Annotated in this window: 17 protein-coding genes; 6 read left to right on the top strand and 11 right to left on the bottom strand. The window is 42.2% G+C overall.

Annotation, left to right across the window (positions count from 1 at the left end):
• Positions 1–3: 3 nt before the first annotated feature.
• The 4 genes from ABTP35_RS06300 to ABTP35_RS06285 are packed head-to-tail and all read left to right on the top strand — an operon-like array spanning position 4 to position 7,050.
• Positions 4–2,418, top strand: a complete 2,415-nt coding sequence (locus ABTP35_RS06300; RefSeq protein WP_293298207.1) for an ABC transporter permease — start codon at positions 4–6, stop codon at positions 2,416–2,418.
• 11 nt (positions 2,419–2,429) lie between these two features.
• Complete coding sequence (locus ABTP35_RS06295; protein ID WP_293298210.1) at positions 2,430–4,880, top strand: ABC transporter permease; 2,451 nt, start codon at positions 2,430–2,432, stop codon at positions 4,878–4,880.
• Between the two features lie 9 nt (positions 4,881–4,889).
• Positions 4,890–6,386 carry a serine hydrolase gene (locus ABTP35_RS06290; RefSeq protein WP_293298212.1) on the top strand — a complete coding sequence of 499 codons (1,497 nt, stop codon included), beginning with the start codon at positions 4,890–4,892 and terminating at the stop codon, positions 6,384–6,386.
• Between the two features lies 1 nt (position 6,387).
• Complete coding sequence (locus tag ABTP35_RS06285) at positions 6,388–7,050, top strand: ABC transporter ATP-binding protein (protein ID WP_224836031.1); 663 nt, start codon at positions 6,388–6,390, stop codon at positions 7,048–7,050.
• Here ABTP35_RS06285 and ABTP35_RS06280 read toward each other — a convergent pair.
• The 7 genes from ABTP35_RS06280 to pdxA form a co-directional block, all read right to left on the bottom strand.
• Entirely contained in the window at positions 7,047–8,165 is a 1,119-nt protein-coding gene (locus tag ABTP35_RS06280) for an FAD-dependent oxidoreductase (RefSeq protein WP_293298215.1), read from the bottom strand. The genes ABTP35_RS06285 and ABTP35_RS06280 overlap by 4 nt on opposite strands.
• Before the next feature lie 33 nt (positions 8,166–8,198).
• On the bottom strand, positions 8,199–9,557 hold the full coding sequence (accC, locus tag ABTP35_RS06275; protein WP_224836033.1) for an acetyl-CoA carboxylase biotin carboxylase subunit: 1,359 nt from the start codon (positions 9,555–9,557) through the stop codon (positions 8,199–8,201).
• An 87-nt stretch (positions 9,558–9,644) separates the two neighbouring features.
• Positions 9,645–10,145 carry an acetyl-CoA carboxylase biotin carboxyl carrier protein gene (gene accB / locus ABTP35_RS06270; RefSeq protein WP_224836034.1) on the bottom strand — a complete coding sequence of 167 codons (501 nt, stop codon included), beginning with the start codon at positions 10,143–10,145 and terminating at the stop codon, positions 9,645–9,647.
• Between the two features lie 26 nt (positions 10,146–10,171).
• Positions 10,172–11,167 carry a beta-ketoacyl-ACP synthase III gene (locus ABTP35_RS06265; RefSeq protein ID WP_224836035.1) on the bottom strand — a complete coding sequence of 332 codons (996 nt, stop codon included), beginning with the start codon at positions 11,165–11,167 and terminating at the stop codon, positions 10,172–10,174.
• A 176-nt stretch (positions 11,168–11,343) separates the two neighbouring features.
• Positions 11,344–11,544 carry a 50S ribosomal protein L32 gene (gene rpmF / locus ABTP35_RS06260; protein ID WP_100816683.1) on the bottom strand — a complete coding sequence of 67 codons (201 nt, stop codon included), beginning with the start codon at positions 11,542–11,544 and terminating at the stop codon, positions 11,344–11,346.
• Positions 11,545–11,551: 7 nt separating this feature from the next.
• On the bottom strand, positions 11,552–12,085 hold the full coding sequence (locus ABTP35_RS06255; protein ID WP_252080952.1) for a DUF177 domain-containing protein: 534 nt from the start codon (positions 12,083–12,085) through the stop codon (positions 11,552–11,554).
• 110 nt (positions 12,086–12,195) lie between these two features.
• Positions 12,196–13,248 carry a 4-hydroxythreonine-4-phosphate dehydrogenase PdxA gene (gene pdxA, locus ABTP35_RS06250; protein WP_224836037.1) on the bottom strand — a complete coding sequence of 351 codons (1,053 nt, stop codon included), beginning with the start codon at positions 13,246–13,248 and terminating at the stop codon, positions 12,196–12,198.
• Between the two features lie 58 nt (positions 13,249–13,306).
• Between pdxA and ABTP35_RS06245 the strand changes: the two genes are divergently transcribed.
• Entirely contained in the window at positions 13,307–13,897 is a 591-nt protein-coding gene (locus ABTP35_RS06245; RefSeq protein WP_293298225.1) for a riboflavin synthase, read from the top strand.
• 5 nt (positions 13,898–13,902) lie between these two features.
• Here the strand turns inward: ABTP35_RS06245 and ABTP35_RS06240 are convergent, their stop codons facing one another.
• The gene (locus ABTP35_RS06240; RefSeq protein WP_293298229.1) at positions 13,903–15,705 is read right to left on the bottom strand and encodes a sodium:solute symporter family protein; all 1,803 of its coding nucleotides are present in this window, start codon (positions 15,703–15,705) and stop codon (positions 13,903–13,905) included.
• A gap of 68 nt (positions 15,706–15,773) precedes the next feature.
• Between ABTP35_RS06240 and ABTP35_RS06235 the strand changes: the two genes are divergently transcribed.
• Positions 15,774–16,529 (top strand): sulfite exporter TauE/SafE family protein, encoded by a 756-nt coding sequence (locus ABTP35_RS06235; RefSeq protein ID WP_293298232.1) that lies wholly within the window; start codon positions 15,774–15,776, stop codon positions 16,527–16,529.
• Between the two features lie 167 nt (positions 16,530–16,696).
• Here the strand turns inward: ABTP35_RS06235 and ABTP35_RS06230 are convergent, their stop codons facing one another.
• The 3 genes from ABTP35_RS06230 to ABTP35_RS06220 all read right to left on the bottom strand — a co-directional run bounded on the left by ABTP35_RS06230 (position 16,697) and on the right by ABTP35_RS06220 (position 20,825).
• Positions 16,697–19,312 carry a M14 metallopeptidase family protein gene (locus ABTP35_RS06230; protein ID WP_293298235.1) on the bottom strand — a complete coding sequence of 872 codons (2,616 nt, stop codon included), beginning with the start codon at positions 19,310–19,312 and terminating at the stop codon, positions 16,697–16,699.
• A 132-nt stretch (positions 19,313–19,444) separates the two neighbouring features.
• A complete protein-coding gene (gene arfB / locus ABTP35_RS06225) occupies positions 19,445–19,852 on the bottom strand; it encodes an alternative ribosome rescue aminoacyl-tRNA hydrolase ArfB (RefSeq protein ID WP_293298237.1) in 408 nt (135 codons plus the stop codon).
• Positions 19,830–20,825, bottom strand: a complete 996-nt coding sequence (locus ABTP35_RS06220) for an ABC transporter ATP-binding protein (RefSeq protein WP_293298240.1) — start codon at positions 20,823–20,825, stop codon at positions 19,830–19,832. Before ABTP35_RS06220 ends, arfB begins: the two co-directional genes overlap by 23 nt.
• Between the last annotated feature and the right edge of the window lie 65 nt (positions 20,826–20,890).

The raw sequence follows: 20,890 nt of genomic DNA, 5'->3' as shown, positions 1-20,890 counted from the left end.
AGTATGTTCAAGAACTATTTAAAAATCGCTTGGAGAAATCTTATCAAGAACAGAATATTTACCTTATCCAATATGATAGGATTGACCTCCGCATTTGCTGTGGCCATTCTCTTGGTAATGACGGCACTTTTTGAACTTTCCTACGACCAGTTCCATAAAAATAAAGATGGGGCGTATCAACTTTACTTATCCCACCAAACCCCAAGGGGAGTAGAGGCAAGTGTGTCCAACCCTGTTCCTTTGGCACCAGCCCTTAAAGAGGAGGTTGCTGGCATAAAATATATCGCAAGAACTGTGAGCGAGGATGTTTTGGTCACCTACAATACCAAGGAGCTGAGTTTGGATGCCGAGTATGTTGATCCGGAATTTTTTAAAATTTTTACCTATCCAACCTTGTGGGATGATACAAGAAATCCTTTGCCAGAGAAGAATTCTGTTGGAATTACCGTTAAGACCGCAAAAAAAATATTCGGCACCGTGGATAATGTGGTCGGAAAAACGATTTCCATAAAAATCGGACGAGAAGAAAAGCCATTTACGATTGCTTCCATTTTAAAGGATACCCCGGCCAATAGCAGTATCGATTTTGGGATAGTGATTCCATTTGAGAACCATCCGGAATATCTTTCCAACATTGATCGCTGGGATTCCCAGTTCCACCCAATTTATCTTCAATTGGAAAATGGGGTGGACCCAATACAGTTTGAGCAGAGTACAGAGGCCTTTACCTCGCTCCATTACCAAGAAAGTATAGAAAGCGATATTAGGGATGGTGCACAACCCAATGCGGAAGGCCATTACAAGCAATTCCATTTGACACCCATAACCGATTTACACTTTGTATCTTATAATACCGGAGTGGCGGAGGCGAACCGTACATTTCCAATTATAATTTTGTGCATTGCCATAGTAATTATTTTTATAGTTAGCGCAAACTTTATAAACATGAGCATTGCCCTTAGCGAGAAACGCTTAAAGGAAGTTGGCATGCGTAAAACCTTGGGCGCTATACAAAAGCAATTGTTCTTTCAGTTTTGGATGGAGAGTCTATTTGTTTTTGCATTGTCCATCGTACTGGGATTAATGGTGAGCCAAATGCTATTGAACCCATTTAAGACACTTTTTAATACCAAGGCCACTTTCGCCGATGTTGCCCAACCAGAAGTAATTCTAATTTTTGGACTGGTTATTTTTTGTATCACCTTGATAGCAGGAGGATATCCGGCATTGTTGATGAGTAAATTGGGTGCTCTGAAAGCCTTAAAAGGCAAATTAGACCTTGGTAAGAATAGATTGCGCAATGGACTCATTGTAGTGCAGTTTGCCATAGCCATTATTTTGATCAGCGGAACTTTGGTTTTGAACGGTCAATTGGATTTTATGAGGAACAAGGATTTGGGTTACAACAAAGAACAAGTGATCTCTATACCCTTAAATGGCAAAAAACAGAGTTACAATGTGGTACAACTGTTACGGGAAGAACTTACGGGAAACCCGGATATTTTAAGCGTGACCGGCGCGGACAACAACCTTGGTTTGGGTCGGGACGGAAGCCTTTCCAGCAGTATGATGGGTTTTGATTACCAAGGGCGTGGCGTGGTCACAAATACCATTACTGTTGATTACGACTATGCAGAGACCTTAGACCTGGAAATAATAACGGGCCGAATGTTCAACAGGGAACACCAGACCGATAGTCTTAGTTTGGTCATAAACGAGACCATGGCAAAACAATTGGGAGCAGAGGACCCATTAGCGGTCACTATACCCATGGACGAAGACGTGGTGTACTCTGTAATAGGGGTGATAAAAGATTACAATTTTCAGGATGTGGGTAAAAAAATAGAGCCGCTCACACTTTTTATGGATAAAAATTGGGACCTGTACTATGCCTATGTGAAGGTATCACCAAATAATGTGGCAAATTCTTTTGAAGCCATTAAAACTGCTTGGAAAAAAATAGAGCCCCAAGCAGAGTTTTTGGGGTCTTTTTTGGATGAAAACGTAGATCGGACTTTCCGCCGGGAAAAAACAATGGCGACAATAATTACCAGTGGGAGTATACTTGGCATTTTATTGAGCTGTATAGGCCTTTTTGCCATCTCCATGTTAGTGGTGGCACAAAGAACCAAGGAGATAGGTGTACGAAAAGTGGTTGGGGCCAGTGTTTCCTCCGTAGCACTTTTGCTTACCAAGGATTTTTTAAAACTTGTTGGTCTGGCCTTTATAATTGCCACACCGATTGCATGGTATTTTTTGCATGAATGGTTACAGAACTATGCTTCGCACGTGTATCTAAGTCCGTTGTTTTTTGTAGGTGCCGGCCTTGTAGCCTCTTTTATAGCATTGGTTACCGTTGGGTCACGAACCGTAAAAGCAGCTTCGATCAATCCCGTGAAAAGTTTACGGACAGAGTAAATTCCTGAAAAATGATTAAAAAATATCTGATAACAACAATTAGACATTTGCAGCGCAAAAGACTGTTCACCATATTGAACATTTTTGGCCTGGCTGTTGGAATCAGTGCCTGTTGGGTTATTTATCGCATTGTTGCGTATGAGTACAGTTATGATAGTAACCTTGCAAATAAGGAAAACATCTTCCGAGTTGTCTCAGGTTTTGTGTTCAACGAAAAGGAAGATTATAATGGGGGAGCTTCTAAACCTCTTTACCAAGCTGTCCGAGAGCAAATAGATGGGTTAAAATATGTTGCGCCAGTATTTGAGACATCTTTTGCCAGTGTTGAGGTAAGAAATTTATCAGGAAACACGATCAATTTTGAAGAGCAACAAGGGGTAGCTGAGGTTGATTCCATATATTTTCAAATGTTGCCCTATAAATGGTTGGCCGGGACTGAATCCTCTTTTTTTGAAAACCCCAATAGTGTGGTTTTAACAAAGAAGAGGGCAGAACAGTATTTCCCAGATAGGAGCCCGAATGAAATCTTGGACAGATCGATAACATATTATGGTTATCGGGACACTACCATTAGAACAGTTGCTGGTGTTGTGGCCGACATGCAAGACCCGACTGAATTTACCATGCAAGAATTCATTCCTTTACCGAACAGATCTTATGACCTTAATGTTTGGACCAATACAAATGGTTCGGACAAACTATATCTACAACTTGACGAGACCTCCAATCCAGCTGTTGTCGCTAAACAAATTGATGATATAATCCAGCAAAAAACCAAAGAATGGAGAAACCAATCGGAAAACACTTTTGAGTTTAAGCGTTGGATGGAACTCTTGCCTTTGAGCGAATCCCATTTTTCCACACATATTGGAGAAGGCAGTGTGAGAAAAGCCAGCAAACCCGTACTCTACGGCTTAATTGGCATTGCTCTTTTTCTTCTACTATTGGCATGTATCAACTACATAAATATGAGCATTGCGGGCATACCACAACGCACAAAGGAAATAGGTGTTAGAAAGGTCTTAGGGAGCAGTAGAGCACATTTAATAAGTCAATTTTTGATAGAAACCATGGCAACCACAATATTAGCGAGCTTTTTGTCCATTGTTTTTGTCAAACTGGGGTTTTGGTTTCTAAAAGATATAATCCCCGAAGGGGTAACATCATTTACATTAATGTTAGAATACGTTGTATTTATCATTTTATTGAGCATTATAATTACTGCTTTGGCCGGTTTGTATCCAGGCTGGTTGATAACAAGGGTAAATGCAGTAAATATTTTTCAGTGTACTTCTTCGCGAATAAAACGAAGCAAAGGGTTTAATCTGCAAAAAACACTCATTGTCTTCCAGTTTGTGATTGCGATGGTTTTCATTTTGTCCGCTTTAATTATAGGTAGACAATTACATTACTCCATCACCACGGATATGGGTTTTGATAAAGACGCCGTGGTCTTGGTACAGGTTCCCTATAAATATGTGTGGGACAAAAAATATGAGGGCAAACAGTTTCCTTTGCTTGACGAGCTAAAAACAATTTCGGGCATCCAAAATATTTCTTTAGGAACAGAGCCAATGGCAAGTAATTATTCTTCAAGCCAATATGAATACGAAGAAGAGGGAAGCCCCAGTATTAAAAGGCAAGTGTTCAAAAAATGGGTGGATACCTCATACATCGACCTATATGATCTAAAACTGTTGGCCGGAAGAAATCTCCATGAATCCGATACGCCAAAAGAATATGTGATCAACGAAACGGCGGTAAGAGCTTTTGGCTTTGAATCCCCACAAAAAGCCTTGGGCAAACGTATTGGGCAAAAAGGGGAAAAATTGCCCATAGTTGGAGTAGTAAAGGACTTCCACATGAAAGATTTCTACGCAACTATAGACCCTATGGCCTTTCAAATGGAAAAGAGTAATTTCTCTAACTTCAACATTAAATTGAGTGCTAATACAAATCAATGGGATAATACTCTAAAAGAGATTCAACAGAAATGGAGCAAGTTTTATCCTCAAGAGAGTTTTTCCTATACTTTTTATGATGAATCAATTGAGCAGATGTATTTAGAAGAGAAGAACCTGACCACGTTGGTTACGTTGGCAACCATTATCTCCATATTCGTAAGTTGTCTTGGACTGTTTGGTCTTGTGGTGCTAACGGCTTTTCAGCGCACCAAGGAGATCGGTATTCGAAAAGTATTAGGGGCATCTGTAAAGGGTATCGTCCATTTACTTTCCAAAGAATATATTTTCTTGGTTGTCCTTGCTCTGGTCATAGCATCTCCCATTGCTTGGATTCTAATGAATGAGTGGTTGCAGAAATTTGCTTACCGAATAGAAATAGAATGGTGGATGTTTTTACTAGCAGGGACAGTGGCTATGACCATTGCTTTTCTTACGGTAAGTGGTCAAGCCATAAAATCCGCTCTTACCAATCCCGTGAAAAGTTTACGGACAGAATAATTATACAACATGAAACACTCTGTATTGCAAGCCATAGGTCTGATATTACTGTTTGTAGTGGCTGCTTTTGGCCAAACTCCCGCTACTAAAAACAAACTTGAACTTAAAATTGATAACTATTTGAGCCAAAGTGAAAACAATGGATATTCGGGAAGTGTGCTTGTGGCCAAAAAAGGAAAGGTTATTTTTTCAAAAGGATATGGTTGGACCGATAAAAAATTGAAAATTAAGAACACACCATCTACAGTATTCAATATTGGTTCTGTGACAAAGCAATTTACCGCAGCGGCAATATTAAAGCTAATGGAAGATGGCAAGTTGGATGTTTCGGATAAAATTGAAAAGTTCTTCCCTCAATCACCCATCGATAAGAAGAATATTACCGTTCATCAATTACTTGTGCAGACATCTGGTATATCACCAAGTACAGGAGGTTTTAGATACGACCCAGCTAAAAAAGAAGCCTTTTTAAAGGAGTTTTTTACATCCGAGCTAATGTATTCCCCGGGAACCAAGCACACCTATGCCAATGCCAATTACATAATGTTGGCCGCTATTATTGAGAAAGTCTCCCAAATGGATTATGAATCGTTTTTAAGAATCAACTTTTGGGAACCTTTACAAATGAACCATACCGGGTACAAAGGAATTGGGTTTAATAGCGAGCGAATTGCTCACGGGTATTATTACCATTACACCACAGGGCAATGGAAAGATTGGGGGATAACACAACAGTATTTGCCCGCGAACAATGATCATTGGTACAGTATCGGGAAAGGCGATATATACTCTACGGTAGAAGATTTATATACTTGGCACCTGGCATTGGAAAAAAACACAGTACTTTCTGCCGAATCCAAAAAAATGATGGAGTACCCATATGTGTCCGAGAAGGAATCAAACAGTTCCTTTTATGGGTATGGTTGGGCGATATTCAATTCACAGAACAACTCAAAAATTGTTGCACATAACGGCAGCAATGGTATTTACTTTGCGGATTTCCTCAGATTTGTTGAGGACGAGATGGTAATTATTGCATTGTCGAGCAGTATTTTAAATCCACAATCGGAGAATGTTGCGTGGGAAATTGCATCAATGGCGGCGGATAAAGATTATGACCCCGATCCTATACCAAAAAACTCATATGAATTGGTTTTTGATTTTATAAGGACAAATACACCAAATCAATTAAGCGAATTGCCAGGGTTTATAGAAAAGCGAACAGGAGCGCCAATAAAGGAAAAAGCATTGTTGAACCGTATTGGGTTTAAGCAGGTTTCGGAAGATTTGGACATAAATTGGGGCATAGCACTTTTAAAATTGAATACCGAGCTTTTCCCCGAAGACGGAAACCTATGGGATACCTTGGGAGAAGGCTATTTTTTGATAAACGACACGGTTAACTCTTTAAAAAGCTATAAAAAAGCCTTGGAACTTAAGCCCGAATCTAATTGCTACTGGTGCGATAATGCAACTAAAAGGATAGAACAACTAAATAAGAAATAACATGCTACTACAACTTAACAACATATTTAAATGGGTCCATTCAGGGGGTCAACGTTTTTTTTTGCTCAAGGACATAAACCTCGAAGTACAGGAAGGAGAGTTTATTTCGGTAATGGGACCATCGGGCTCCGGTAAATCCACATTGCTAAACGTCATCGGGATGCTCGATACCTTTGATGAGGGCGAGTATAATTTTATGGACGAATCCGTACATTCATTAAAAGAAAAACACAGATCAAACCTGTACAAACAATATATCGGTTTTGTGTTCCAGTCCTATCATTTACTGGATGACCTCACCGTAAAGGAAAACCTGGAAATGCCGCTTATCTATAAAAAGATAAAAGGCTCCGAACGCAAGGCAATGGTTGCCGATATGTTGGACCGTTTTAATATTGTTGGAAAAAAAGATCTTTTTCCCGCACAATTGAGTGGAGGACAACAACAGCTGGTCGGAGTGGCCAGAGCGCTTATATCCAACCCTAAATTGATCTTGGCAGATGAGCCTACGGGCAACCTAAACTCAACCCAAGGAGAAGAAATCATGGAGCTTTTTAAACAATTGAATGATGACGGGGTAACCATAATTCAAGTGACGCACTCTGAGAAAAATGCGGAATACGGCTCTAGAATCATTAATTTGTTGGACGGAAGAATGGTTTAATCGGCCAGATCGGCCAATTCTTCCCCTACTAGACTCCCTAGGGCAACGCCCATTCCACCCAAACGTACACCGCAGTAAACGGAATTGGAAACGGGCTTGATAATAGGTGTTTTTTGTTTACCCACCCCCATTATTCCGCTCCACCTACGGTCAATTTTTACGGGTTGATTGGGCAAGATCATGGTTTTAAGTAAAACTTCCAATTGATTTTGGATAAGGTCCGTTTGTCCAAATTCAACGGTCTCTTCCGCATCAAAATCAAGATTTCTTCCGCCCCCGAACAAGATCCTATTCTCTATGTTCCTGAAATAATAGTAGCCTTCATCAAAATGAAAGGTACCTTTTATAGGTAGGTCTTTAATAGGCTCTGTGACCAACACCTGTGCCCTGGCAGGCAGAACGGCATCAGATTTGAGCAATTTGGAAGCAAATCCATTGGTAGCAACAAATACTTTCTTGGTTGTAAATTCGAAACCGGGCGTTTTTATGATAGCTCTGTTTTGCAAATCGACCACCTCTTCAACCAAAACCCCATTTATGATCGGTATTTCCATGGACAAGCATTTTTGGATCAAGGAGCGCATCATTTTTCCGGTATCCAATTGTCCTTCCTCTGTATGGGTGATGTATTTATTCTGGATTTTTCCAAAATTGAAGCTATTGCCGTTGGTCACAAACGGACCTTTCCCAAATATGGGTTCCATGAGACCGTTGAGGTATGGGATGGACTCCAAACATTTAACGAACAATTGCGTTTTTCCTAAAGGAAAAAGCTCGTGACTGCCGTGCAATTGAAAATCTATGGCCGTATCTCCAAGTAGTTTACGTAGTCTTTGAATTCCTTTGTTTCGCTTTTGGACCAATTCCACTACTTCCTGCTCTGTATGATGGTCCAGGTCCGATAATATTTCTGAAGCACTCCCGAAGCAGGCAAACCCTGCATTTTTAGTGCTGGCACCCTGTGGAAGACTTCCTTTTTCTAAAATCAAGATAGAGCTTTTGGGATATTTTTCCTTTAAACGGACAGCGCAATTAATTCCAACGATCCCACTGCCAACTACAGTAAAATCAACGTTGGAAAACCAGCTTTTATATTCCCAATAACTTAAATCCATAACTAAAAAACCCCGAATTGATCGGGGCTTAGCTTAATGTTCTTGTTTATATTTTGGATCCATTTTAAAATCTTCCATAAACTTGGTGGTATAATTACCGGCCAAATAATCTGGATGGTCCATCAACTGACGATGGAATGGAATCGTAGTTTTTATCCCTTCGATTACAAACTCGTCCAAGGCCCTTCTCATTTTGTTGATGGCCTCCTCTCGAGTTTGGGCAGTGGTAATCAACTTGGCGATCATGGAATCATAATTCGGAGGAATCATATAACCACTGTACACGTGGGTATCCAGACGAACTCCGTGACCACCTGGCGTGTGCAGGGTAGTGATTTTTCCCGGAGATGGTCTAAAGTCGTTATAAGGGTCTTCGGCATTGATCCGGCACTCTATGGAGTGTAACTTGGGATAGTAGTTTTTGCCCGAGATAGGTACACCGCCAGCGACCAATATTTGCTCGCGGATCAAATCGTAGTCCACGACTTGTTCGGTTATAGGATGTTCTACCTGAATACGGGTGTTCATTTCCATAAAGTAGAAGTTTCGGTGCTTGTCCACTAAAAACTCTATGGTGCCCGCTCCTTCGTATTTAATAAACTCCGCGGCCTTTACAGCGGCCTTTCCCATATCTTCTCGCAGCTTGTCCGTCATAAACGGAGAAGGGGTCTCTTCGGTAAGTTTTTGATGCCTACGTTGTACGGAACAGTCCCTTTCCGATAAATGGCAGGCTTTTCCATACTGATCCCCCACTACTTGAATTTCGATATGGCGAGGCTCCTCTATCAACTTTTCCATATACATGCCACCGTTGCCAAAGGCAGCAGTTGCTTCTGTAACGGCGCTGTTAAAGTTTTTCTCCATCTCGTCTTCGGACCAAATGGCGCGCATACCTTTACCACCACCACCGGCTGTAGCTTTGATCATCACAGGATACCCCATTTTCTTGGCCTCCTTTTTGGCATGATCTACATCTTTGAGCAAGCCTTCGGAACCTGGCACGGTGGGAACACCGGCTTTTTTCATGGTTTCTTTAGCGGTCGCCTTATCTCCCATTTTGTCTATTTGCTCGCCAGAGGCACCGATAAACTTAATATCGTGCTCTGCACAGATCTTGGAGAATTTAGAGTTTTCGGATAGAAAACCGTATCCTGGATGTATGGCGTCGGCGTTGGTTATTTCCGCGGCCGCTATAATATTTGGAATCTTGAGGTAAGATTCGCTACTGGGTGCTGGGCCAATACAAACAGCTTCGTCTGCAAAGCGCACATGAAGACTCTCTTCATCGGCCTTGGAGTAAACGGCAACTGTTTTAATACCCATTTCCTTGCAGGTTCTAATGATCCTCAAGGCAATTTCACCCCTATTCGCAATCAATACTTTTTTAAACATAGAGCACAATCTTAAATTTTGAATGATAAAATTTTAAATGGTCCCGAGCAACATGGGCGTTGCTCAAGCTATATCATCTAAAACTTACTACGATGGGTCTACCAAGAACAATGGTTGGTCAAACTCAACAGGAGAGGAATCGTCAACCAATATCTTAACTATCTTACCGGAAACTTCTGATTCGATATCGTTAAAAAGTTTCATCGCCTCTATCACACAAAGAACATCGCCTTGGTTTATAGTGCTGCCAACTTCAACGAACGGTGGTTTGTCCGGAGATGGTTTCCTGTAGAATGTTCCTATGATGGGGGATTTAATGGTAATGTATTTTGAGTCATCATCGGCTTTACCTGGAGCTGATGGTGATGGTGCCGCTGCTTCCTGCGGTGCGGCCTGTGTTGCGACTGGTGCAGCTGCTGTAGGCGCTTGGGCTACGGGAATCTGTTGTACGATTGTGGTTTCTGGTGTACTGGAGTCGTTGCTTCCTGTTCGAATGGTGATCTTAATGTCCTCCATTTCCAACTTTACCTCGCTGGCACCCGATTTGGCCACAAACTTGATCAAACTTTGAATTTCCTTAATGTCCATGGATTATAATTTAGTTAGTTGTGTGATTAAGAGTTATAGGCCCATTTAAGATAAATGGAACCCCATGTAAAACCTCCACCAAAAGCGGCGAAAATAATATTGTCTCCCTTTTTTAATTGCTTTTCGAAATCGTAAAGCAACAAAGGTAATGTAGCGGATGTTGTATTTCCGTAACGTTCTATGTTCATGAGAACCTTTTCAGGCTCCAGGCCCATTCGGTTGGCCGTGGCGTCGATAATCCGTTTATTGGCCTGGTGAGGTGCCAACCATTGTACATCATCCTTGCTCAGGTTGTTACGCTCCATGATCAATGCGGAAACATCGGCCATATTGGAAACGGCAAACTTAAAAACGGATTTACCATCCTGAAAAACGTAATGTTGTTTGTTTTTAACGGTTTCCTCCGAAGCAGGCATAATGGAACCTCCTGCATCTATCTTTAAAAACTGACGCCCTATGCCATCGGACCGCAAATATTCGTCCTGTAGTCCCAAACCTTCATCGTTCGGTTCAAAGAGAACCGCTCCGGCACCATCACCAAAAATTATACAGGTGGTTCTATCGGTATAGTCTATTATGGACGACATTTTATCAGCCCCGATCAGCAATACTTTTTTATACCTGCCAGACTCTATATAACTGGCCGCGGTGGACATGCCATATAAAAAACTGGAACAGGCAGCTTGCAGATCATAAGCGAATGCGTTTGTCGCACCGATTTCCGAAGCTACAAAAGCGGCAGTAGCTGCTACTGGCATATCCGGAGTTGCTGTGGCAACCAGGACCATATCTATTTCGGAAGCATCGACACCTCGTTTTTTAAGCAAATCTTCTGCGGCCTTTATAGCCATAAAAGATGTGCCCGCGTTCTCTTCTTTTAGGATTCGTCTTTCCTTTATTCCCGTTCTGGTGGTGATCCACTCGTCGTTGGTATCCACCATGGTTTCCAATACTTTATTGGAAAGAACAAAATCTGGAAGGTATCCTCCTACAGCTGTTATCGCTGCCGTTGTTTTCTTCATTTTAGCCTCTCTTTATTGTCAAAAACATTGAAATTTGACCCAAAAGCGGTGAAAATTAGTCATTTTATATGACTTTACGGGTAAAATTAACCGATTTTGGGGGTGTTAATATGGGCGCATAAAAAAACTCCCGTTAATTATTCAACGGGAGTTGCTTTATTTTAAGGGAGTTGCGGTTAGGCCGCAGTTTCCTCTTCAGTTTTGTCTATTAACACTTGGCCTCGGTAGTACAATTTACCTTCGTGCCAGTGAGCTCTGTGGAACAAGTGCATTTCACCTGTTGTTGAGTCTTTGGCAATTGTTGGCGCAACTGCTTTGTAGTGGGTTCTTCTTTTATCCCTTCTGGTTTTCGATATTTTTCTCTTAGGATGTGCCATTATTAACCTATTTATCCGTTAGTAACTTTTTTAAATCGTCCCATCTGGGATCTGTTTTTTCTGATGATGTGGTTTTCTCTTTTGGCTGAAGCTCTTCCAGCTTGTCCAAGATATCCGATTGGAGCGAACCGTCTTCCACACCGGGATGAACCCTTTTTTGTGGGACGGCCAGTACCAGCATCTCATAAATATACTGTGCAATGTTGAACTGGTGTTCGCCATGGGGAATGATCAAGATTTCATCATCTTCATCGTTGTACTCTTCGCCAAATTTGACGACGAGCTTTAAATCGGAGTCGATAGGTTGGTCGAAAGGTTCGCCAGTTAGATCGCAATCCACATTTACAGTTCCCTTGGCTTTTATCCGTAGTTCCATCATGGTGCTCATTTTTTCCAAAATGGCATCTACATGAACGGAAGCTCCGTTAAATTCTTGGTAGTCAAAAGATTCAAAGAACGCATCATCGATTTCGTACACAAATTTATGTTCTCCCAGCTTCAGACCTGAAAAAGGGATCATATACTCTTTCAGCTTCATCATTTCTACACTTAAGGTTTGTGTACCAGCCTTTAAAGGCGGGTGCAAAGATACTACTAATTTACAAAACTGCAATTCTTACAACAACAAATATCCAAATTGCTTCTAACTTTTTAATCGCCACGCTTCATTTTTTGTTTTTGCAACGGGTTTTTGTGCAAGTCCAAGTATTCGGTTCTGTTTTTAAATACCTGGATTCCAGTAAATACCGCCTCTTTAAAAGAGCTTTCGTCGGCCATTCCTTTTCCTGCTATCTCATAGGCAGTTCCATGGTCGGGAGAAGTCCTTACCTTATCCAATCCGGCCGTGTAATTTACTCCCTTTCCAAAGGAAAGCGTCTTAAAAGGGATCAAACCTTGGTCGTGATAGGCTGCCAAAACGGCATCAAACCCCTTATGGTTATCGGAGCCAAAAAAACTATCTGCGGAATAAGGGCCATAAACCAAAGTACCTTTGTTAAAAAGTTCTTGTATTGTGGGCTTAAGTACTTTATCATCTTCTTCACCTATGGTCCCGTTGTCTCCGGAATGCGGATTGATTCCCAACATTGCAATCTTGGGCCGTCGAATCCCAAAATCCATTTTTAAGGATTTCTCCATAATGGCAATTTTGTTACGGATAAGTTTAGGCGTAATGGTTTTGGCCACATCTTTAACGGCGATGTGGTCGGTTAACAAACCAACGCGCAACTCGTTGGTTACCATAAACATTAAGCTTTCACCTTTAAGTTCTTGGGCAAGGAAGTCCGTATGGCCGGGGAAATTAAAGTCCTCCGATTGTATGTTGTTTTTGTTGATGGGCGCCGTTACCAACACATCGATTTTATCCTCTTTCAAAGCAGCAACGGCCGCTCGTAGGGAGCGTATGGCATAATCGCCTCCTTGCTTTGTGGCCTCCCCATAGGCAATGTTCGGCATCTCTTTCCAAACATTTACTATGTTGATTTTACCTTCCAGTGCTTGATCGGCATCCCTAACACCATTGAATTTTATGTTAAGGCCCAAATCTTTGATCTGTTGTGAAATGGTTTTATTGGACGCAAAGAATACCGGCGTGCAAAAGTCCAACATACGAGGGTCTTCAAACGTTTTTAGTGCCACTTCGCACCCAATTCCATTAATGTCCCCAATAGAGATCCCTAACTTTATTTTTTGATTTTCCTTCATAAAATGAACGCTGTTATGGCTACTTTTGCATTACAAAACTAGTCAATTAATAATACACATGTTCACAGGGATCATTGAGACTTTGGGTAAGGTTGAAAAGATAGAAAAGGATGGAGGGAATCTCCATATTACCGTTAGGGCCGAGATTACCTCGGAGTTGAAGATAGACCAAAGCGTTTCGCACAATGGGGTCTGCCTCACCGTAGTGTCCTTGGGCGGGGATAATTATACCGTAACGGCAATCGAGGAAACCTTGAGCAAAACCAATTTGGGCGAGTTAAAAGTTGGCGATGAGGTAAATTTAGAGCGAGCTATGGTGTTGGGCGCCCGATTGGACGGCCATATTGTGCAGGGCCACGTAGATCAAACGGCCGTTTGCCAATCCATTGATCAAAAAGACGGAAGCTGGATCTACACTTTTGAGTACAATCCCCATGTAAACAATGTGACTATAGAAAAAGGATCCATTACCGTGGACGGTGTAAGTTTAACAGTGGTAAACTCACAGAAGAACAGCTTTAGTGTCGCAATTATTCCCTACACTCACGAACACACCCGATTTCATGCCTACAAAGTAGGTTCTACCGTAAACTTGGAGTTTGATGTGGTCGGAAAGTATGTTTCGAGGTTATTGGAATTGCGAGACTAAGTCGATTAGAATACATTTTTCATTCCCCGCCAAATTCTCAAAAGTATGAATGTGGCTACCAATACCAAGATACTGAGCCCCATGGCCAAAGGATAATTGCCGTAGATCCAATTTCCGGTAGCAAAAAGACAACCATAAACCAAAATACAACCAACGATCATGGCCAAAACACCGGATGGGACGCTCCATTTCACATTTTCATCATCCAAAGAAATGCCTTCGGCCCTAGCTTCTTCATGAAGCTTTTTCCATCCTGGGCCACCAGGTTTTGTGGTTTTGTAGAAACGGTAGAGCACGTTGTTTTCTTCTGGATTGGTCAAAAATGTAGTGGCTAACCATAAAATAGTGGTAATAAGAACAACCAGTGGAAATTTGCTCCATGTGGGGAAAGGAGCCCCGTCTGATAAAAAGAGGACATCTTCATATTGCCAGAATACTATTGAAATAATTCCGGATGAGAACATCGCCACTATTTCGCTCCACGCATTTATTCGCCACCAGAACCATCTCAATAAAAAGATAAGTCCAGTACCTGCCCCGAACATAATGATTATATCGAATAGCTGGGTCGCATTGCTAAGTTCCAAAGCGAATAGACTGCTCAGGACCATCAGGACGACCGTGGAAATCCGTCCCACATTAACCAACTCTTTTTCGGAAGCTTTTTTGTTGACCTGCTGTTTGTAAAAATCATTCACAATATAGGAGGACCCCCAATTAAGGTGGGTGGAGATGGTCGACATATATGCCGCTCCCAATGATGCCAATACCAGTCCCAATAGTCCTGTGGGCAGCATGGTAAGCATGGCAGAGTAGGCCAGATCATTTTTGAGGATGTTTTCCGGCACATCGGGAAAGGCTTGCCGGATACTTTCCAAATCCGGAAATACAACAATAGACGCCAATGCTACCAATATCCATGGCCAGGGTCTAAGGGCATAATGCAAAATGTTGAAGAAAAAGGTTGCTCCAATGGCATGGTTTTCATTTTTTGCGGCCAGCATACGTTGTGCAATATAACCGCCTCCGCCAGGTTCACCGCCGGGGTACCAAGCACTCCACCATTGGACCGCTAGGGGTATGATCAATAAACTTATCAAAGCATCGGTATCCGAAAAATCGGGAAGTATCGACATTTTTTCCTGTACCTGTGTATTGGCCAAAATATTGTCCAGCCCACCAACTTCTGGCATATTCACCAAATATACCGCGGCTCCAATGGCACCGCCCATAGCAACAAAAAACAGAATGAAATCTGTGTAGACCACACCTCTAAACCCTCCAATGGCACTAAAGATCACAGTTACGGTGCCACCGATAAGAACGGTTTCAACAGGCTCCAGACCGAGCATTACCTGCCCAATTTTGATAGCGGCCAAGGTTACGGCCGACATGGCCATTACATTAAAGACTACACCAAGATATAAAGACCGGAAACCTCTTAAGAAATGAGCGGGTTTTCCTCCATATCTAAGGTCATAAAACTCCATATCGGTAGCGACATTGGATTTTCTCCATAGTTTGGCATATACAAAAACCGTGAGCAGGCCGGTAAGTAAAAAGGCCCACCAGCCCCAGTTTCCGGATACACCGTCCGTACGTACAAAATCCGTTACCAGGTTGGGGGTGTCGGTAGAGAAGGTGGTAGCCACCATCGAGAACCCTAAAAGCCACCAAGGCATGCTGCGCCCCGATAAAAAGTACTCAGCCGTGTTTTTGCCAGATTTTTTGGATACGTATATTCCAATAAAGAGAACAAGGGCAAAAAACCCAAAAATGATGATGTAATCTAAAAGTTCTAGTTTCATTTGCTTGGTTTGGCTGGAGTTAAAGATAGCTTTTTTGGGTTACTTTTGTGAACCTCTAAAAATGCCACATGCTTCTCTCTGCTTTTTCCGATATATCTGTTACTGCTTGGGCCATGGCCGCTACAGCGGCTTTTTTAATGGGTGTTTCCAAGGCCGGACTTAAAGGGATGTCCATTTTTAATGTAACCCTTATGGCATTGGCTTTCGGTTCGCGGGCATCTACGGGGCTCTTTATTCCCTTGTTGATCGTGGGCGATGTTTTTGCCGTGGTCTATTACAACCGGCATACCCAATGGAAATACATTATAAAATTTATTCCCTGGATGATCTTGGGGATCTTGGTCGGGGTATTTATTGGAAAAGATTTGCCGGAGCGCGAATTTAAATGGGGCATGGTGGTAGTGATATTTATTAGTTTGGGGATGCTGATCTGGTGGGATCGCAGGAAGTCCAAAAAGGTCCCTACCCATTGGTTGTTTTCCGGCTCCATGGGCGTTTTGGCCGGGATTTGCACCATGATTGGGAATTTGGCGGGAGCATTTACCAATATTTTCTTTTTGGCCATGCGATTGCCAAAAAATGAATTTGTGGGCACGGCGGCATGGTTGTTTTTTATTACCAACCTGTTTAAACTGCCTTTTCATGTTTTTGTTTGGAAAACAATCTCAATGGAAAGCCTAATGATCAACCTAAGATTGCTTCCAGCTATTTTGGCAGGATTGATTTTGGGCGTCTTTTTGGTGAAGAAAATCAACGAGAAAAATTACAAACGCTTTATTTTGATCGTAACCGCGATTGGTGCCGTGGCGATTTTGTTTAGGTGAGATACTAAATCCATTTTTGTCAACCTGAACTTGTTTCAGGTTCTCATGTCCATTTGTTTTATGAATGCAATGAGAACCTGAAATGAATTCAGAATGACGCGGTTATAGCGGTGAAAAAAAACCGCATCAATTTGATGCGGTTTTCCTTTATACATTAAGATGCTTTTTTACTCTGAAGCACCTTCATAAATCGCATTAAAAATCAATTTGTAAGTGCCGCGTGGCTGTGCCCTAAATTGCGGACGGAAGGCAAACAAGATGGCCGCACCTTTTCCGTACTTGGCTTTTACCATTGCCGGCTTTTTTGCTATATAGCGATCTTCGCCCATGGCCCAACCGCTCATCAACAGATCTTTTGCAGCATAGTTTACAATAACCTCGACTTCTGGGGCAGGGGCATCTTTAATGTCCTCTTTTCCGCCTTCGCCCGTTTTTCTCTGTTTGTTTATGGTAAAGGCCCTGCTCCTGTTAAAGGAAACGGCAACTGTGTCCTTCATACCGAAGGCCAACGGATGAGAAGTATCCACTCCGGCCTTGATCAAGGAGCCGGGAATAAAGAAATCGTTGTTGTCGGCGCCTTTTACGGCATCGCGCAATGGCAAACCAAATTGTTCTATCACAAAATCACTGGCGGCATCAAAAGCAATCAAGGTTCCGCCTTCCTCCACATAGTTGCTCAACGCCAATGTTCCTTTAAGCCCAATTCCTCCCGTGAATTTCTCGGGCATGCTCATTGTATTGTGTCCGTGCAAAATGGAGCTTGCTCTTTGCGATGGGATAATAATGGCATCATACTGCGATAAATCCTTGGTTTTTATGTCGGCATCGTGCAAGGTATCCATATCAAACTCATATTCGTCCATGATAAAGCGTGTCCAACCTTCATCCATATTGGCCACCCAAGACTTGTACAAACCTACTTTGGGCAAATGGATTTTTTTGAGTTGTACTTCTGGTTTTGCGGACAGTCCAGTGAATTCCAATCCGAATTCATCTGCTAGTGATTCCAGCAACTCCTTATCTCCAGAAACAATGTAGGATCCTGCCGGAAAGGTTTTCTTGCCCGCCTTGAACTCGGTCATGCTCTTGTGTGCCGTACCTCCCGCCTTTAGTATTTTGTTTGTTGCGATTACGGAGGCATTGGTGTTTACGTTAAGTGCATATCCGAAGGAACCATTTCGGTTTAAGGTGCCTTCGTAATAGTTAACCAAGCCCGATACTTTTTCGGTAGGTGCTTTAAAAGGCTTTTCTATTTTAGCGACCTCAATTCCCATTTGCATGGGCAATGTCCATCCTGCCAAATCATAAGGGGTGTCCGGAGGACCGCCCGGATATTGAAAGCGGGTGGGGTAGTTTTGCTTTTCCATGAGGTCTAGCAAGTACGGTCTAAACGCCTGTGCGGTATAAATTACGTAAGAACCTTTTTCGTATTCTACGCCGTTCACCGTAAAATCCTTGGTGGCTCTTTGGACTTCGATTCCGCCTCTGAGCAAAACATTTACCAAATTTACGGCCTCAAAGGAATCCCATTGTTCTTTACCGATAATGTAAGCATACAGACCTTCTGTTTTGCCTTTATCCACAGAAGATTTACCCATTTTGTAGATGTTGTACAGGTAGTTGCTCTTACGGTCGGCAGCAAGGTCCAGAGTGGCCCATGTTGCGGTCAACATATAATCAACAGCATCCCTAAAATGGGACTCCCCACCTTTCCATGGGTCTGGGTACATAATGTCGGTGCCATCGGTAGGTGTTCCTCCGGCTACGGTCTTGGGCAATTTCTCAGGGTCGTAATATCGTGGTGTGGGGGAGGCATGCCCTGTTTCGGTCAAAATACCGATCATATTATGATAATAGGGCACGGTACGACCACCACCGTTCCAGAACATGGTGTAAAAATTGTCCGCAATGGCGCCGGGCATATTTTCCAGCGAAAAGCGTTTGGTCATTGCTGAGCCAACTTCGCTAACCCCAGCGGTAATTGCCGGATGTATCCTTGGATTTACCGGATCGGCATATGGTGGCAATGAGATCTTGGTCCAGGATGGTGAAGTCTGATGGTGATTATAAACAATCTGCGGATACCATTCGTTGTACAGTATTTTGGTGACATTGTAGGTTTCGGGCATATTGTTCATGAACCAATCACGGTTATTGTCGTGCCCCATATAATAGTGGTAAAGAATCGGGGGGCGAGATGTTTCGTAAGGTGTTCCTAAATTTTTGCGGTACCAGTCCACAACAATGTCCAGACCGTCAGGATTCATTACGGGCATAATAAGAGTAATTACATTTTCCCGTATTTTCCGAATTTCAGCAGATTCAGAAGTTGCCAAAGTGTATGCCAATTCGGAAGTCATTTGTCCGTGAGCTAGCTCAGTGGAGTGCATACCGCCATCCACCCAAACAATGGCTTTTCCTTCTTCAGATAGTTTTACGGCTTCTTGTTCGCCCACTTGCACACGTGCCAATTTGGTGCTGATATCCTTCCATTTATCCAACTGTGCCAAGTTTTCTTCAGTGGAAACAAATAATAGGTACATTTTGCGACCTAAAACAGTTTCGCCAATCTCAATTTTTTTTACCCGGCTAGAAGCATTGTCCAGCTTGATCAAGTAATCTTCGATCTGTGAATAATCGGCTAGCTTGTAGTCAGCACCTACTTTAAATCCAAATACATCTTCTGGTTTGGGAACATTCTGGGCTATGGAAAATGCAGCACAGAACAAAAACACAACTGTGGTGTACAGCAGTGTTTTTAAGTTTTTAGTTTTAGAAATCATTTTATGAATTAGTTTAATATGCTTGAAATTTAAGCATTTGTATTGAGGAAATTAAATGGATATGATATCAATTTATCACAGATATTTTTTTTGAAGGGTTGGTAATTCTGTGAGTTAATAACTGAAAAATTATCAGTTTCCCAAATCGGGACGCTTACGGGATATCTTTTTCTCTGCGGTTTTCTTTTTGGACTTTAACCGTTTTTCTTTAGAAGTTTTGGTGGGTTTGGTCGCTTTTCGCTTTTTAGGGATTATCAATGCATTTTTTAGCATGTCGAAAAAACGTTTGACTACGAGGTCTTTGTTGCGGTGCTGACTGCGAGCTTCGTCGCATTGCAAAATTAAAGCGCTATCTTGGGTAAGTCGGGATTGTAGTTTAAGAAGTATCCGTTGTTTTTCCCTATCGGATAGTCCTTGCGAAGTAGAAATATTAAAAGTGAGTTCCACTTTCGAAGAAACTTTGTTTACGTGTTGCCCGCCGGCACCACTGCTTCGCATGGCCTTGAACTGTAGTTCCCTATGAATTTGTTTTTTGTCCAACCTGAAGCCTTTTGTTAATGGTCTTCAAAGATACATTAAGAAAAATGGTTGTTCCTTCCTCCTGTTTTTTCTCGGAGTTGAAGAAAATGATGGTTCCGTCAATAGCGGTACCTTCATTCAGGTAATGGCCGCCACTAAAAAAACTTTGTCTTACCTCCACTTGTAGGCCCGAAGAATCGGAAAACTTGAATTCGTGTGGATAGACCAACACCGATTTATCGATTTCGGAATAGGATTTCAATAACTTCATGGGCACTTGGTTCACTTGTCCGAACAAAGAGGCCGTGTAATAATTGGGTGGATTGTTGTACAGGTCTTTGGTGTTTTCATTGGCGATTATTGTACCGTTTTCCAAGATAAGGGTGCGCTCAGCGAAGGGAAGTACATCACTGGGGTCGTGGCTTGCCGTAAGTACGGTAATGCCTTGTTTTTTTAGGTATAAAAAAAGATTTCTCCTAAGGGAACTGCGCTTAAAGTTATCGATATGGCCAAAAGGTTCGTCCAAAAGCAAGACTTCTGGTTCTTGCGCCAATACCCGGGCAAGTGCCACACGCTGCTGTTGGCCTCCACTGAGAAATTTTACTTTGGTCTTGGCATAAGGCTTCATTTCGATAAGCTCCAACAATTCATTGATTCTTTCCTCGTGTGTTTCTCGCTCAAAAACAGAAAGGAACTGACCTATATTTTCTTCTACGGAGATGAATGGCATCAAATCAAAATCCTGGGCCAAATATTTCATGTATGGCTCTCCGGGAACCAGATTAAAATTGGGTCCAAGAGCTTCTTTTTCGCCCCAAAAAACAGAGCCTTCTTCTACATTGAGCAGCCCGTAGATGATTTTCAGCAAGGTGCTTTTTCCAGAGCCGCTTTCGCCCATTAAGGCCACATGCTCCCCTGGAGCAACGTCAAAAGCAATATCCTTTAAAATGGCCCGGTTTTTATAACCGAAAGAATTTATTTGAACTTTTAGCATAAACGTGTAAAAAGCTGTTCAGAAGCTATGTTTGTCAACCTGAACTTGTTTCAGGTTCTCACATT

Origin of the sequence: Flagellimonas alginilytica (assembly GCF_042134605.1) — a bacterium.
Classification (GTDB): Bacteria; Bacteroidota; Bacteroidia; order Flavobacteriales; family Flavobacteriaceae; genus Flagellimonas; species Flagellimonas alginolytica.
This window is presented reverse-complemented; position numbering and strand designations above follow the sequence as displayed.